This is a genomic window from Calothrix sp. UHCC 0171 (assembly GCF_034931845.1).
Taxonomy (GTDB): Bacteria; Cyanobacteriota; Cyanobacteriia; order Cyanobacteriales; family Nostocaceae; genus Brunnivagina.
The window spans coordinates 1-15794 of the sequence record NZ_JAYGHN010000065.1 but is presented as its reverse complement, the minus strand read 5'-3'; the positions used below and the strand labels follow the sequence as shown (position 1 = coordinate 15794).

The following is a 15794-nucleotide window of genomic DNA, read 5'->3' as shown; positions in this document are numbered from 1 at the left end:
CCCATTGTGCCACGCTTAAAGGATATCAGTTGCTGTGGCTTGATGATGCCGACCCTTATAAGCTAAAGGTACTGCGTGCTGCTGTTGAAACCCGTCGATATCAAAGACGTAATGCTGTTAAGAAAAATGGTACCGAAGATGTCTCTTCTGCTGGTGGTGGTGAGAAGAACGAATTTTAAAACAATTCGCAATACCCTGCGGGTAGACACTCCCTGTCTTCTGTAAGTAGCAAGCGTGACGGTATTACGTAAATCTTGCCACGGGGAGTATCCTTTCAAGGGTAGGTATTTTGTATTTGGTCATTTTTTAACCGTTTCAGCCAATGCTCAAACGCTGAAACAATTAAAGCACGTTAAGTAATTGAGAATTTTCTTAACTATTTTCGAGATTCAAAAAAACCTACCCTTGAAAGCGGGGAGTATCCCCGTGGCGAAGTTCACGTTTTGTAACGGAGAGAATTTTGTGGGGACGGTTTCCGTCCACAAAACTGAGGAGGATTTTACCCGGACACATTCATTGTCGAAGCTATGCGTGCCGCAGGCTTCGACAAACGCGCTGCCGTCGTTGATTGCTGGGGAATTAAAGCCCCTAACCTTGTTAAAGAGAACGAATCTTAAAGAAAACAAACCCATCCTCTCGAAAAAGTGAAAACCAGTAAACCACAAACTTTTTCCAGCTATTGAATAATTGTATAAAATCACTCTGTCCGCTAAAATAACCCCATCCTTTAGGATTTAATAGCGAAGTAAATCACAAAAATCGTGAGCCAAACCCGCATCATTGCCTTATTTAACCAAAGTGGTGGCGTTGCCAAAACAACCCTGATCCAAAACCTCGGCTACCATCTGTCCCAAAAAAAGAACACTCGCGTCCTGCTTGTGGATATGGACCCGCAGGCATCTTTAACAATGTTTATGGGGCTAGAACCGGACGAGTTAGAGACAAGTATTTATGACGCAATTGTTAACAACAAACCACTTCCCATCTATCCCGAATCCATCAACGGTTTATCCCTCGTCCCTGCCGATATAAATTTAGCTGCTGCTGAGATGCAACTGAGTGGTGCAATATCCCGCGAATATCGCCTGAAAAATGCACTCGCACCCGTACTTGATGACTACGATTTTATTTTGATTGATTGTCCACCATCGCTAGGCTTACTTAGCATTATCAGCCTGACTGCGGCAACCCATATCCTTGTCCCCATCCAGTGTCAATTTAAATCCTTTAAGGGAACCGAGCTTTTATTAAACACCGTTGCCCAAGTGCGATCGCATACAAATCCAAATCTCCAGTTTGCAGGTTTTGTTCCGACGATGTACGATGGACGCACCGCGCAGGAGTCGCGCACGGTTAAAGCCGTACAGGAACAATTATCACCCCTTGCTACCGTGTTTCCTCCCGTTCCCAAAAGTATCGCGTTTGCTGATGCGAGTGAGCGACGAATACCGCTAGCATTATTAGATAAAAATCATTCTGCCGTTGCTATTCTCAAAAAAATTGCTCTTCAACTAGAAAAATTATGAATAAACCCACGACTAGAAAAACTAATACAGCCAATTCAAAGAGTAAAGCTAATCAAACTAATACAGATAATTCAAATAGTGAAGCCAGTCAAACTGATACAGCTAGTTCAAACAATCAAGTCGAGCGAACCGATACAGCTAGTTCAAATAGTGAAACCAGTCAAAGTAATATAGCTAGTTCAAACAATCAAGTCGAGCGCAGCGATACAGCTAGTTCAAATAATAAAACTACTCGCACCATACCAAGCAGCCGAACCCATAAAACTAGTAAAAAAGACGAGCCTTACACTGAGATAAAAAAACCCGTCACTTTATTGTTTGGCGCACAAAATGCGATGGTCTCCGACCCACCGGAGGTCATCGTAACAAGCGAAGCATTAACAGCAACCCAATTAAACTCAGTAGTCGAAGACAAATCTGCGGGTATCGGTGAGGGCGAAACTTTGCCCATCGCCAAAATTAAATTACCATCTTCCCAGCCCCGGCGTTATTTCGACCCCAAAAAGCTCGAAGAATTATCGCGTTCGATTCAACAATTCGGCGTTCTCGAACCTTTGCTTGTGCGTCCCTCCAGTGATGGAAACTACGAGCTTATCGTTGGGGAACGCCGTCTGAGAGCATCCGAACTTGCAGGACTTGTCGAAGTGCCTGTGGTCGTCAAAGAGATGGATGACTACACCACGCAACAAGTACGCCTTGTCGAAAACCTCCAGCGTGAAGACCTTAACCCTTTAGAGGAAACCGAAGGCATTCTCGAACTGTTGGGTATACAGTTACAACAGCCTGTAAATGAAGTTGTTTCGCAGCTTTATCGAATGCAAAACGAGGCAAAAGGAAAAATTACCCAAAACGTTTTGGGTAAAAATGAAACCCTTGCTATACAAGGAGTTTTTGATCTTTTGGGTACAATAACCTGGGAATCCTTTGTTAATTCTCGCCTACCATTGCTCAAGTTACCCGAAGATGTGCTATCCGTATTGCGGCAAGGTAAATTGGAATATACAAAGGCTGTTGCGATCGCACGAGTGAAAGATGAAGAACAGCGTGTGGAATTACTCGATAAAGCAGTTATTGAAAACCTTTCGCTGACTCAAGTTAAAGAATTAATTGAGCAGTTTCAAGTAATTAAAGTGCAAGAGATACTACCCGAAAAAGTTTTGAGGCAAAGGTATTCGGATATTGGCAAGCGCTTAACCCAAGGAGGGGTGTGGAAGGATATAAAGAAGCGGAAGAAAGTGGAAAAATTGTTGAACGACCTTGAAAAATTACTTGCGGAAACCTGATTTATAATTTAAATTTGTTTACAGAATGCTTGTCTAGGAAGACTTTCAACCTTAGCATAACTTTCTGTGCCGTTGTTCATTTACCCCGTCCGCGAACCGACCATCTATCATATTCTTCCGCAAAAACCCGTATCATTGAGCCAGAACATAGTTAACTTTGGCTCATGACTGTAGCCGTATGTTTCTACAACTTTTTTTGTGATTCCGTCAAAAGTAGGGTCAATAATGTACTCCTGGGTATCCGGGTCTATGGCAATATACCAGTTATAGTGAGTATCAATCAAACTGGGACGCAGACGATCAAAAACAATGCGACACCGCGCTGCTAGGTCATGACGTTGTTGTTGACAACTAGCTAATTCTTCAGGCGATATTGGCTTGCGGGGCAAGGTGCTGCTTCGCGCTTGGGATAGTTGTGTCATGGCAATGTTTAAACGCACAATTTAGTAAGTAATCGCGCAGAATTATTTACACATCAGAATCTAGTCTGGACAAGGGTTTCATGCCTTAATGTTGTGTAATTAATTTTGTTTAACTACTTATAGATTCTATTAATAAATAGAAAGGCAATTATTTTTTAGCCCTTCGTTCATCTGAGGCATTGTTTCTTCATTGTATCCCGATTCCTCCTGCATCCACTCAGAGACGAGGTTTTCTAACTAGCAATCGCACTCAATCACAAAACTCATTTCTCCTTTGACTTCGATTTTGGCTGGGTACCCAGATACTTTTCAATTCGCTGCAACCTCGCATTTGCATTATTAACCTGCATATATGTATCCCGAACCTGCTTACCCACAACTTCCAGGGACGTGACGGGTTGGTAGTCTGCATTCATCCTCATCACCACAGCTACGGGTACGACAATAAATGCCAATATCATCGCCACCACCCAGATAAATCGTAAATCCAGACTACAAATCCAAGTCAAAACCACGCTTCCGAACCTCTCCCAAATTCTTCCCAATATCCCTGAAGGGTTGATTCTCCGGCGTTTCTTCTGGGCTAACTGTTCCAACATCCCCATCATTCTTCTCTGGTTCTGGGCTAAATCCAACATCTCCCTGCACATCGAGGTCAAATTCCGGCTCTCTATCTCCAAGGCTATTTCTTTCTTCAATTCCGCTATTTGGGAGAGGGACAATTCCACCGTCAATGTTTGCTTCTGGGAGAGGGTTTGATTCAAGTTCGTCAATAATTTTTTCAGCGTCGGTATCTCCTGTGCGACGTACCTCAAACTCGGTGAGATTTCGCTCAAGGTTGTCAATTGCTGCAACTGTTGCTGCGAGGTTAAATCTAAGGCGTTCAAGGCTGTCCCAAGCCTGTTGCAAGATTGGGCTAGATTGTCGATCGCCTCGCTTTGGTCTGCTGAATAAGCCAGTTGTTCTGCCGTTAATTCCGTCCACTCGGATAGTTCCCCCTGGAGTTTTTTGAATAATTGTTTCCATTCGCTGGGTGCAGTTTCGGTGAGTTGGGATAAATAGCCGATGTATTGCACCAATCGAAATGCTGGGTCATCTTCTTTCATTTCGGAGTCGAGGGCAAACCTCAGCACTTTGGCTTGAAACTCCGGTGGTTTATTTTCTAGGAGTTTATCGAGGTGGGATGGTTGCGGTTTATCCTGTCTTGGATTTTTGTTATTGATTGTTGGCATAAATTAAGGTCTGGTGTTGGACGGGGAATATTTAGAAATGCACGCTTATGGTTTTCAAAGTGAAGGTAACAGACGTGAGCGGGAGATTAGGGAAACTGAGGGAGTAGGAAGCGGGGAAGTAAGCTTAGACGCATGTAAATGACATCTTTTGAAACGTGAAAGCCTTGCTATAACGTTTTCGGGATTACAAATTAAGTGCGTTTTAGCTTACGAGTAGTATCTGCAAAAGAAAAAATGATTTTTATAAATAGCTAAAACTAAAGGCTCACAATGGTTTTGGACTTTGTATTAATTCATTAGCGTACAATTTTCCTTTTTTGGCACGTTCTTGCTGATTTGTTTTACCGAACTTGTGGCTTTGCTGAATCATGGGATGATTTCGCCGTATTTTGAACGATTTATTAATAGTTTCAGCCGTTAATTCATCCGCATTTATGCAACGTCGAACTTGTTTTACCGAACTTACTCGAACCTGTTGAATTAGGCTTTTGAATTAGGCTTGCTCAACCAAACTCGTCCACGTCTATAAGTAAAAAACCGGAGAGAGTTAAAAAGCGTGGAATAAAGCTACCCGATTTTTATCGCCTCTTCCCCGTAAATAAAGGTTTTTACGCTTACCACTGAGTAATCAAAAAAATTAGACTTTCGCCAAGGAGAAGACAGTTGGTATTCTTCATAAGGAAAATAGTCGAACCCAAAATCTAATAATTAAATTCTCTCCCTCCCACTTCCATCGCTCCCCCACTCCCTCTGCTCTCCTTACCCCTCAAATATCCAATCCCAGCATCCATGCGGCTGTTTCCAACTGAGTCTCAGCTTTATCAACCCAGTCAAATATCCGCGATCGATTACTTACGGTTAAACCATCATGTTCTAAAGCTTCGCGGAAGGTTAAATCTTGGGAGTCGATAAAATCGAAAAGGTTATCGTACAAATCGGGTAGTAACAGTTCTATCCCACCAAGTTCGTTTAATAGAACTTGCCGCACCTTGGAATCGTTGTATCTGATAAATTTTTTGTCTTCACCCCAGTAAAGATTTTTAGCCACCACATAATCCACGCGATCGCTACAAAAATCCACTAACCGTTTTAACTGGACGACGCTATCTTTGACTCTTCCCAACACGGATACCATTGTGATGCGATACCCCATAGTTTCCGCATTTTTGAAAAGATGAATATCGGACGCTACTGATTCAAAATATTCGGCAGCACCCGCAGGTAAATCCACCAGGGAAACTTTGGGGGAAAAACGCTCTAAATCATCTTGTAGGGCATCTGCACCACCGCGTTGATTTAATTTTAAGGTTTGAACTCCAGGGGAAAGTTTGCTGTAATGTCGGTAAAGTTGGGGGTTGGATTGGTCGCATTCGTAGGCGATGCAGTCGATGTTTCTATGGCGGTAGATATCTAAAAGAAGTCTCGCCATCACGCTTTTACCCGTGCCTCCCTTATCCCCTGTGACTAATACTAATCTTCCGTTATATTTTTGTGGTGTTTTGGTTTGTTGGGAAGATTCTTGTGGGGTAGTTTGTTTATTATTGGTTGGCTTTGCTTTAACAACCATTTATAAATTCTCCTTTCTTGCTGGGAGTTTACAATTTTTTATCGGTTAAGAGCGTTTTACAATTTATTATCCAGGACGAATGTTATACAAAGAAAGTGCAATTTATGAATAATTAATAATGCCGTATAAATTCCTTCCCGTTTACTATTTATATAACCTTTCCCGTTAATTATTTCTACAACTTCTTCCACTAATTCTTTCTGCAAACTCTCTCCCTTTTATTAACTATGCTCTCTTCCTTGTCTATCGATATATTCTACAAATCTTCGTCATCTATTAATTGAGGCTGGAAGGCGAAGGAATTAGTATTGTTATCACGAGTATTATTTTTATTGTTCTTTGACTTTGTGCTTAAAGTTTTCCTATTCGATTCGACGGGAGATGATTTTTGATTGTTTTCTGTAGCCGTTGGTGAGGTAGACGCGACAGATATTTCTCGTACTTCTAAGCTTTTATTAATTTCAGAACTTTCTGATATTTCTGAGCTTTGGAGAGTATCTACCTCAGCCGAATTTGTATCCGAATTTATATCGCAATTTTTCTCTATATTTTTCTCCATCCCATCACCATTAGATGATTTGGATTTTTTACGAGTTTTCTTGCGGATATCGTTCAACAGATATTTAATTCGTTCCCCACTAATATTGATGTCCAACCCAGCTAATGTGGTTGACACTTCTTCATAGGTGTAGCCCAGTCGCAACACCCGTTCGATTTGTCGGCGCATCTTTCTGATAGCATCTCGCGCCGATACGTCATCTAATTCCTTTGCACCCAAAGCCCTCAGCGCATCTAACGCTTCTGGTATTTTGGATTTAGAAATTCTATCCGACATCACCTAGAAAATACTCCCAATCAAGATTATTCAATCTCCTTTTTTTGTTCTACCTGAATTAAGTATTTTTGTACTTTCTTGCAATATATTGTTACTTTATTTTTGAATCAATAGAAAAATTTATAACTATAGACGTAGTATTTTTTTCCGGATGATTAAAACTGAAGTCTCGTAGATAGAGATTAAATGGGATTGATATTTTCCAAAAACATGGCTAAAATATTTGAAAACATCCCACCAATCAAACAATCATAAAATCAATAATCGACATTCTCAAAAAGATAAAAATCTCCAATGTTTTTCGTCCTCAAGAGTTCTCCTAGTTCTCCCTCGCGTTTTGGGTATTCTCATTTCTCTGGTTCTCCCGCAGTTCCAGGTTTTTCCATTTCTCTGTTTCTCCCTCAGTCCCGGTTTTTCGGGGCTTGCTCGTTCTCCCGTGGTTTTGGTGGGAAGCCAGCCATGCCCTAAAACTTACGTTTTCCCATCGCTTACGCTCGGTACGGGCAGGCTGGCTCAAGGGGGATACCCCCTTAAGAAACCCCCAATGAAAACACAATTGAGACACGTTGTTTAGATGTAAATCGAGACAGGTACCAAATGGTGTATTGTGTACTGCTCCTATGGATTAATTTAGATAGGTATCGAGGCAGAAATCGAGCGTTAAGCTTTGCACATCGCAAAATCCAAATATTCACAACACATAGACAAACGCACTTTGATTTTTGGTTTAACTATGTCAAATTCAATAGTTCGCACCAAAATAATGCAAATCCGAGTGTCGGAGGTGGAATTTGAAATGATTCATTCACGAGCATCTCAAGCGGGACTGTCGTGTTCGGAGTTATTTCGACGCAATGCCCTACTACGTCCTTTGCCCAAACGAACGACAAAAATAGCCATCCAAACTTACGTCGAACTGGGGAAAATCGGGAATAACATCAATCAATTAACCAAAGCTGCTAATACTGCGATCGCATTAGGACAAAAACCACGCATAGATATTGATAAGTTGGAAGCACTCGGAGAACTACTGCATCAAATACGCCGAGAAATTACGGGTTGCGACGAATCGCAATTGGGAGATGGAGACGATTGGGACGAGGAGAATGGGGAGGAAGAGGAATTTTAAAAGGTCTGAGCTACAGGATTGCATATGAAAGTCAGGGGGAATGGGAAAGCAACGCACCTGTGGCATCGCTTCGCTGATTGGACGGTGGGTTTGTACGGGCATCGAGATTTATGGTTGGCTGCCCAGATAGTCAAAGCCCACACAAACCCACTTCGCTTCGCCGCCCAATCTCCCCAGTTGCTAGTCCAATCGTGAGGGCTTTCATAGTCGAATAGCACCACAGGAAGGAAAAATGATTGCCAAGCAACGTAAAGGACGAGGTTTTCGCGGTTTGCTCGAATATGTAGAGAATAAGGAAGAAGCAGAACGCATTGGTGGAAATATGTCGGGACAAAACCCGCGAGAACTTGCAGCTGAGTTCAAATTTTCCTGGCAGTTAAACCCGAATGTGGAACGGGCTGTTTATCATGTTTCCCTTTCCCTGGCTCCAGGAGAATATTTATCGGACGAGCAATGGAACGAAATTAGCGATCGCTATCTTCGGGAGATGAATTTTCATAACAATCAATATGTGGTTTACCGTCACGGTGATAAAGAAAACGACCATATTCATATTGTGGCTAGTCGCATTTCTCTAGATGATGGCAGGTGCGTCCACGACGGTTGGGATTACAAGCGCAGCGAGGCAATTGTTAGGCAGTTGGAGCGGGACTATAATTTGGAGTCGGTTAGGGGGAGTCATGAAAAATTAGAGCGAACTGCTACCACGGGACAACACCGCAGGATTGAGCGGGAAAAAGGGGAGTACGATTTGGGTTTGAGGGATAATTCCCCAGAACTGCCAGTTAAGATGCAGTTGCAGAAAATTATCGATGGGCTTTGCCCGGTCTGCGACCATCGCGTCACGGCTTTGAAAGAGCATGGTTCCACAAATGACCAGCTGACGATGCCAATGTTTATCGAACGATTGCAGGGGGAAGGGGTGGAGGTTCGTCACGGTTTTACCCGCAATGGCAAGTCGAAGGGGATTAGTTATAGTTTTTTGGGACAGGCTTTTAGTGGTTCCCATTTGGGTGCTGCCTATACTTTCCCAGGTTTGCAGAAACACAAGGGTGTCAGTTACCAGCCACAACGGGATGATGTGGCAATTAAACAATTGCTGTTGAATCCGATAAATTATGGTGCTGCAACTGGGTTTGAGCAGAGTGATGGGTTTGCGATCGCGTTAGCACAAACGTCCGAAAAGCAGGATGATGGGTTGGCAATAGCGATCGCACAAGCGTCAGAAGAGCCGGAGCGCGAACGCCTACGGCAGATCGACACAACTGCTGATATTACCAATGTGATTGGTAGTACCGACTCGAAGGACAGTGATGATGTTACTAATACGGACTCAAATGAAATTAATGCCAACGCTACTGATATTAACAATGCCCAAAGCACTGGCAACGCTGCTGATATTATCAATGCCCAAAGCATTGTCGAGGCTGTTTTGATTGCTGATGATAAAAATACTAATAGTAATAGCCAAAAGAGTATTAATAGTAAAAATGGTAGTCAAAATACCATCGATATCAGTAGCACCCAAAACAACGCTAGCGCCAATACGGAAAATCGGGAAAAAGACGAAGCGGTTTCGCTCCCCCAGCAGTGGCAAGTTATATACCAGCAAATTTGTTCAAAACTAGAACAATTTAGCGATGAGGAACGGGATTATTTAATTGTTAAACGGTTATTGCAATTGAAAAGATCGCCGTCAGAAATTAAAGAAATTATTAATGCCAGTCCAATTGAGCATACCCAAGCATCTGTTAAAGAATTGATGGTCAGGGCAAATTTGGAGTTACTTTCTGAGCATCAAAAACAACTGCGGCAACAGAAAAAGCAAAGCGAACTAGAACTTTAAATATTAGACCCATCCGGAAATTAAATTCCCGAAAAGATAGGACTCAGCGTTCGCTCATTTTTGACCCGAAAATTTAATTAACCCTTACATGGCTTACAATCTAGGCTCTACAAGCAATTCCAGCATTTTGAGTTCAAACAAGGTTTTAACCATTTTTATGGTTTATACCCCTCTACGTCTTAAATAGATGCTTCTAGGAGCTTAATAAAAAGGTAATATTTATTACCTTGTATTCCCTGCTTACTTAAAAAACGCCCTTTTCCCTTTGAATTAAGGCTTTAATTCAATTTGGAGTTTAAAAATAAGCGAACGCACAGATAGTATGTAAAGTTTAATTTTTACCAACCCTAATATTAACCATATATAGCTTGTGGGGATTCCGTAGCATAATAAATCATGTGTAAGCTCAAAATTAGAAAATCCTATTGTCTCTAAACTATCATCAACTATCTCAAACCCTTATTGCTACGTTGAGCGAAGACATATAAGCAATCTTTAAAACCCTTGTACAGACTGGGTTATAAATTTACGGACAAGTCTATTATGGATAAATGACGGTGTATGATTCCTTGGTTTTCAGGTAGAGTAATGAAGCCAGCAGATAACAAGCCTGGATATGGGGAGACTGTTCGATGACGGGGAATATTGGTGATAAACAACTGTCGAGAATAGTTTTAAAGGGTTTCAAGTCGATCGCCGAGTGTGACCTCGAACTTTCCAAACTTAATGTGTTAATTGGGGCAAATGGGGCGGGTAAATCCAACTTTATCGGCTTTTTTCGCATGGTGCAGCAGTTACTTGAGGAGAATTTGCAAGTTTTTGTCAGTCGTCAAGGTGGTCCCGATGCCCTGTTACATTTTGGGCGCAAAACCACGGAGAAATTGGAGTTTGAACTATATTTTGGTAATAACGGATATTTTGCGACTCTGGAACCAACCCAGGACAATCGTCTGATGTTTGTGCGGGAGTCTTTCTGGTGGAACTTGGGTGGTGAGCGTCCGATGGGAAAGGGGCATTTCGAGACAAAGGCTTCTGTCGGTACTGGAACTGCTATTGACGAGTATGTTTTGTCTGCAATGCAGAAGTGGCGGGTGTATCATTTTCATGACACCAGCGATACGGCGTATGTTAAGCAGTCCCACGGGATCAATGACAATGCTTACCTACGTCCCGATGCGCGAAATCTGGCGGCTTTTCTGTATTTTTTGCGCGATCGCTACCCGGCATCCTATCAAAAAATCGTTAAAACTATCCGCCTGGTTGCGCCGTTTTTTGGGGATTTTTTTCTGCGTCCTTCCCCACAAAATAAGGAATTTATCGAACTCGAATGGTTCGAGCGAGGGCAGGATATTCCTTTTAAAGCGCACCTGCTGTCAGATGGTACGCTGCGTTTTATGTGTCTGGCGACGGTTTTTTTACAACCGGAGGAGCTACAACCAGAGACAATTTTGGTTGATGAGCCGGAATTGGGTCTCCATCCCTATGCCATCACGGTGCTGGCATCGTTGATACGGACTGCTACCAAACAGGTAATTGTTTCCACCCAATCCGTAGAATTGCTTAATGAATTTGATGTGGAGGATGTGATTGTTGTCGATCGCTTGGATGGTCGATCGTTCCTGCGGAGGATGGATAAACAGAAATTAGAGGGATGGCTTGAAGACTATAGCCTGGGCGAGCTTTGGAAGAAAAATGTCCTGGGTGGGAGACCTTCACGATGATTCGAGTCAATGTGTTCGTGGAGGGACAAACCGAGGAAACGTTTGTCAGGGAACTGCTCTACGGGTATTTTCAAAATAAAAATATCTACCTCAACCCGATTTTGGTCAGAACCAGCACGACGGGGAAGGGGGGTGTGGTGAGTTATGCAAAAATCAAGCCCCAGTTACATCGCAAATGTTTAGAAGATAAAACAGCATTTGTAACCACGATGTTTGACCTGTATGCTTTGCCCAATGATTTTCCCGGAAGCGATTCCCTACCAAAAACCAGCGACCCTTTCCAGAAGGCTGAGTATCTGGAAGCTGAGATGGGCAAGGATATTGGGCATAAAAATTTTATCCCGAATTTGCTGGTTCACGAGTTTGAGGGCTTGTTGTACAGCAATCCGCAGGTGTTTGTGGGATGGTTTGATGAAAGTGTCGTGGGTATTTTACAGGGGGAACGCGATGTATTTCCGTCACCGGAGCATATCAACGATAGTCCCGTGACTGCACCATCTAAGCGCATCCGTAATTGTTGCGAAGGGTACGATAAACCTCTACATGGTTCGCTGCTGGCGATTGATATTGGCTTGGATACGATACGTCGGGAGTGTCAGCATTTTCACAAATGGTTGCTGCGGCTTGAAAATATAGTTACGGTTATTTGAACTTTCAAGCGATACCTACGGTGGTGAACTACGCATAAGGGTAAAACCAATTACTCTATTAGCTCCAATAGCCAGTCACCACTGCCACCACAGATAAATTTCTCGACTTTTGATTGGGTTTTGGGATTAAAGTAGCGAACAGTACAGCCGTTGAAATAGCCTTTTTCTTGGTGCAGTTCAATAATTTCAGCTTTCACAGTCCAATCGTTTTGCCAGTGGGTATCCGTAGGATAACAGCGTACTTTACTACCAACTCGCAGGGGTATATTACAGCCTTTGAGATATTGCGATCGCTCTCGTTCAATTTGTCTGGGTTCCTCGCGCATTGCTCCCGGAGTCGCTTGAGTATTAGGGTGACTCGATTGGTTGGGTTGCCTTTGTTCAACTGGTTGCTGTTGTCCTTGAAGTTGTTCAATTTGTTGCCTTTGCTCAACTGGTTGCTGTTGTCCTTGAAGTTGTTCAATTTGTTGCCTTCGTTCAACTGGTTGCTGTTGTTCTTGAAGTTGTTCAATTTGTTGCCTTTGTTCAACTGGTTGTCCTTGTTCTTGCTCGCGCGTTCGATATCGGAACTCGTAATCAAAATTTTCTAGTTGTTTCCTTTCCAAAACCGTCAAACAGGACAATATTTGACTTTTAATACTTCCATCCAAATCACTAAGGAAAGTAGCTAATAAATCGTATTCCCCACACAACAGACATGAGCGAATATTTTTCAGGTAGCAAGATATTGTTTCTACTTCAGTAATTTCACAGTTAACAATAGTATCTTCATTGACCTTGGTAACATTATTGTCAATCGCAATTTCGTCCTCTTGTTGGGCGACAGCGCTGGGCTGGGTATCCAAGAGCGCGGATGGTTCCTTCATTGGCTGGGGAACAACAGGTGGCTGGGCATCCAATCCCACAGATGGTTCCTCTATTGGCTGGGGAACAACAGGCGGTTGGGTATCCAATCCCACAGATGGTTCCTCCATTGGCTGGGGAGCAACAGGTGGCTGATCTAACCCATGAGCGATGGTTGTGCCATATTGAGCGTCCGTATCATCCGGGGAAACGGGTTGTTCCGGTTGTGGATGTTCGCCATCCTCCATCAATTCAGGGGCTAGGGCTGGACGACCATCTGGCAAAAGAATTAGCCCTTCTGTACGCCGCACCCAGAGAGCTATTTCCTGAAGTCGTCTTTTATTGCCTTTGTAGACCTGATCCCAGCGTGAGTAAACAAAAGCAATCTTTTTAGCTAATTCCGAGCAATCGATAACTGGTGGTTGTGCCGTTCCCGGTAAAACAGGCTTCTCTAAATTCGGCAGAGGCGTTATTTTCCCCCCACTAGCAGCCTCATCAAGGGACATATGCTGGCTGCTACATGGTGAAACATCCCCTGGAATCGCTACGCCTGCTCCTCGCGCTGCTACGGTGGCAATATTTTCGGCTACCTGCTCCTTGTTTTCTTGATTGACTTCTGGGTATTTAACCAAGCAACTAGGCAAAATGGATTGAATATCTTGATTTTGCTGTTGGTGGGCGTTATTGGCAACTTGGTCAAAGAATTGTAAAAACTCTTGGTAAAGCACGTCGGTACGAGCTGGATTCTTATAAAACTCGCTGTAGGCGTAACTTCTAGCTCCAGTTTCCCACTTCCCACCTTGGGGTTTGTAGTGTCGATTAGCCCACCAGTTGAGGAAAATCTCACTGGGGCGATTTAATGCGTCTTCCCATACATAAAGCAAGCGGAAAGTTTCCTCTCCCTTCAATTTTGGTTTGGCAATCTCGTCAGAATTCGTTACGTTATGTTGTGCTGTTTCCGTAATACTTGCAACACCTGTAGTATTAGTGGCTTTCGTAGTATTTGTAGAACCTGTAGCACAAGAAAGCTGAGTATTACTTTTACTGTCTGTAGTAAAATGTCTGTTTGTATTACTTGTATTATCTGTATTACAACGCGGGGCGGAAAAATGACCTTCAGAACTTTCTTTTGGCGAAGTGGAAGAATTATTTAGATTCTTGGTTTCAATGGGATTATTTGGAGGTTCATCCAGCCACGGGTCAGACACTTCAAGCTCTTGGGAGTAAGTTTTTTCTTTTGTTGTTTTAGCATTTTTGGTAGAAATAGAGTTTTCTTTGTATATAGATGGAAATTGCGATCGCAATTTCGCGGAGTTGTTATTGCGAAATTGCGAAATTGTATTTGCAATTTCGGTACTGGAAGCGGATTCTGACGATTGTTGGGGGGAAGGCGAAATTTCCTCACCAAATGGATGCCAATTTGTCAATTCCACAATACGTTCGACGCACAATGTCATCCACGATGAGGTGTTATGGGTATGCCAAGCAACGGGGGATTGTTCTACCAATTCCCGACGCACATGGGCATAGCATGATTTTTCAATAAATCCCAATTCCTGTAAGGCACGCACCATTGACCCAAATTGGTATTCACTTAAGGAAGTTATCTGCTGCGTCCAGTCAGCATAGGAGTTATATATCCACTTCCTGCCGTCTTTGGTGGCATGTCCGGAGTCAGTCGAGAGCCAAAAAGCAAGTTGATTCAAAAATACTGCTGCTTCTCCGGAGTGGGGTATTCCAAAATTTTTTAATGCTGCTGCTAGTGTCGGATAATATAGCAGCGTCAAAGCGGGAACTTGAGAGAAATATGGCTCTAAGGCTTGTATTTCTTGGCTTGTAGAGCTATTGTCTGCGGTCGATTTTGGTTGATGCTGTATTAATACTGCCATTTTTCGCTACCGATAACTGTGGTGAATATCGGTAGCCGCTTATTATTTACTGTTCAAAAAATGTGAAGTAGCCTAAAATAGAGCTATATTGAAAAACTTAATTTTCAATTCAATTTACAAGTATTAGATACGAATGAAGTTAGGTTGGTTAGACCCAACTTTGTTGTGAGGCGGTTGGTCCCGTCTCGTGTGTTTCTTGAACACGAAGCTGCTCTATTTTAGGCTTCCTCTAGTTTCCTGAACCGACAACAAAGCGGCTACCAGCTTTTTTCTTTTTGAGGAAATGTAAATTTACTTTTAGTCTTCATAGTCTTTTCACCTCTTGCATGGGTAAGTTTAAATTAGAAAGTAGCGTTAATCGACTACTTTAAGTAGTTAATACCACAATAATATATCATGTGGTAACTTCGCACATATCACTTACTATCTATAATTTTTTATGGCATTCTTACAGTTAAAATCGAAAGACTGCTCACCTTTAGGAAAGTTTATTCTCGAATATATGGAGAGAACCAGCACCTCGATGAATCAACTCGCCGATAAAGCAGGTTTAACTAGACCAGGAATACGTGGAATATGCGTAATCCGAAGCAATCCAACAGAAAGCAGCTTGATAAGACTCGCTCATGCAATGGGAGAACCACCTGCAAAACTTTATGAGTTGGCGTATCAAAACAAGATTGAAAATCCTTACAATCCTGATGCAATCGACTTTTTCATCAATACCGTCGATATTGTTTTCAAGACACTGCACGAAGCAGCGAAAAAATTACCAGAAAATCAAAGACCTTCCGATAATGACCTGCTTGAGAATGCGATCAAAGTTGTTAAGTCTTCGTTTGCTACTAGCT

General features: G+C 42.6%; 13 protein-coding genes. 8 read left to right on the top strand and 5 right to left on the bottom strand.

Annotation, left to right across the window (positions count from 1 at the left end; all coding sequences use genetic code 11):
* The first annotated feature begins 761 nt into the window (after positions 1 to 761).
* On the top strand, positions 762 to 1526 hold the full coding sequence (locus tag VB733_RS25845) for a ParA family protein (protein ID WP_323342918.1): 765 nt from the start codon (positions 762 to 764) through the stop codon (positions 1524 to 1526).
* Entirely contained in the window at positions 1523 to 2809 is a 1287-nt protein-coding gene (locus tag VB733_RS25840) for a ParB/RepB/Spo0J family partition protein (RefSeq protein ID WP_323342917.1), read from the top strand. Before VB733_RS25845 ends, VB733_RS25840 begins: the two co-directional genes overlap by 4 nt.
* A gap of 107 nt (positions 2810 to 2916) precedes the next feature.
* Here the strand turns inward: VB733_RS25840 and VB733_RS25835 are convergent, their stop codons facing one another.
* The 4 genes from VB733_RS25835 to VB733_RS25820 all read right to left on the bottom strand — a co-directional run bounded on the left by VB733_RS25835 (position 2917) and on the right by VB733_RS25820 (position 6865).
* Positions 2917 to 3249, bottom strand: coding sequence for a hypothetical protein (locus VB733_RS25835; protein ID WP_323342916.1), 333 nt, complete (start codon positions 3247 to 3249; stop codon positions 2917 to 2919).
* 245 nt (positions 3250 to 3494) lie between these two features.
* Entirely contained in the window at positions 3495 to 4463 is a 969-nt protein-coding gene (locus tag VB733_RS25830; RefSeq protein WP_323342915.1) for a DUF6753 family protein, read from the bottom strand.
* A 766-nt stretch (positions 4464 to 5229) separates the two neighbouring features.
* Positions 5230 to 6030: a hypothetical protein gene (locus VB733_RS25825; protein WP_323342914.1), complete on the bottom strand. Its 801-nt coding sequence runs from the start codon at positions 6028 to 6030 to the stop codon at positions 5230 to 5232.
* 256 nt (positions 6031 to 6286) lie between these two features.
* The gene (locus VB733_RS25820) at positions 6287 to 6865 is read right to left on the bottom strand and encodes a hypothetical protein (RefSeq protein WP_323342919.1); all 579 of its coding nucleotides are present in this window, start codon (positions 6863 to 6865) and stop codon (positions 6287 to 6289) included.
* A gap of 733 nt (positions 6866 to 7598) precedes the next feature.
* On the opposite strand from VB733_RS25820, the gene VB733_RS25815 reads away from it, so the two are divergent.
* The 5 genes from VB733_RS25815 (at position 7599) to VB733_RS25795 (ending at position 12211) form a co-directional block, all read left to right on the top strand.
* Positions 7599 to 7994 carry a plasmid mobilization protein gene (locus tag VB733_RS25815; RefSeq protein WP_323342913.1) on the top strand — a complete coding sequence of 132 codons (396 nt, stop codon included), beginning with the start codon at positions 7599 to 7601 and terminating at the stop codon, positions 7992 to 7994.
* 24 nt (positions 7995 to 8018) lie between these two features.
* On the top strand, positions 8019 to 8189 hold the full coding sequence (locus VB733_RS25810) for a hypothetical protein (protein ID WP_323342912.1): 171 nt from the start codon (positions 8019 to 8021) through the stop codon (positions 8187 to 8189).
* 37 nt (positions 8190 to 8226) lie between these two features.
* Entirely contained in the window at positions 8227 to 9840 is a 1614-nt protein-coding gene (locus VB733_RS25805) for a relaxase/mobilization nuclease domain-containing protein (protein WP_323342911.1), read from the top strand.
* Between the two features lie 632 nt (positions 9841 to 10472).
* Positions 10473 to 11561 (top strand): AAA family ATPase, encoded by a 1089-nt coding sequence (locus VB733_RS25800; RefSeq protein WP_323342910.1) that lies wholly within the window; start codon positions 10473 to 10475, stop codon positions 11559 to 11561.
* Positions 11558 to 12211 (top strand): DUF4276 family protein, encoded by a 654-nt coding sequence (locus tag VB733_RS25795; RefSeq protein WP_323342909.1) that lies wholly within the window; start codon positions 11558 to 11560, stop codon positions 12209 to 12211. Before VB733_RS25800 ends, VB733_RS25795 begins: the two co-directional genes overlap by 4 nt.
* A gap of 50 nt (positions 12212 to 12261) precedes the next feature.
* Here VB733_RS25795 and VB733_RS25790 read toward each other — a convergent pair whose 3' ends face one another.
* Positions 12262 to 14943, bottom strand: a complete 2682-nt coding sequence (locus VB733_RS25790; protein ID WP_323342908.1) for a hypothetical protein — start codon at positions 14941 to 14943, stop codon at positions 12262 to 12264.
* A 439-nt stretch (positions 14944 to 15382) separates the two neighbouring features.
* Between VB733_RS25790 and VB733_RS25785 the strand changes: the two genes are divergently transcribed.
* On the top strand, positions 15383 to 15794 hold a 412-nt coding region (locus VB733_RS25785; protein WP_323342907.1), incomplete at its 3' end, for a helix-turn-helix transcriptional regulator.

Excerpts from the sequence above, each read along its gene's own strand:
- VB733_RS25830 (WP_323342915.1), bottom strand. The coding sequence starts at position 4,463 with ATGCCAACAATCAATAACAAAAATCCAAGACAGGATAAACCGCAACCA.
- VB733_RS25800 (WP_323342910.1), top strand. The coding sequence starts at position 10,473 with ATGACGGGGAATATTGGTGATAAACAACTGTCGAGAATAGTTTTAAAG.
- VB733_RS25805 (WP_323342911.1), top strand. The coding sequence starts at position 8,227 with ATGATTGCCAAGCAACGTAAAGGACGAGGTTTTCGCGGTTTGCTCGAA.
- VB733_RS25820 (WP_323342919.1), bottom strand. The coding sequence starts at position 6,865 with ATGTCGGATAGAATTTCTAAATCCAAAATACCAGAAGCGTTAGATGCG.
- VB733_RS25790 (WP_323342908.1), bottom strand. The coding sequence starts at position 14,943 with ATGGCAGTATTAATACAGCATCAACCAAAATCGACCGCAGACAATAGC.
- VB733_RS25795 (WP_323342909.1), top strand. The coding sequence starts at position 11,558 with ATGATTCGAGTCAATGTGTTCGTGGAGGGACAAACCGAGGAAACGTTT.
- VB733_RS25825 (WP_323342914.1), bottom strand. The coding sequence starts at position 6,030 with ATGGTTGTTAAAGCAAAGCCAACCAATAATAAACAAACTACCCCACAA.
- VB733_RS25810 (WP_323342912.1), top strand. The coding sequence starts at position 8,019 with ATGAAAGTCAGGGGGAATGGGAAAGCAACGCACCTGTGGCATCGCTTC.
- VB733_RS25840 (WP_323342917.1), top strand. The coding sequence starts at position 1,523 with ATGAATAAACCCACGACTAGAAAAACTAATACAGCCAATTCAAAGAGT.
- VB733_RS25815 (WP_323342913.1), top strand. The coding sequence starts at position 7,599 with ATGTCAAATTCAATAGTTCGCACCAAAATAATGCAAATCCGAGTGTCG.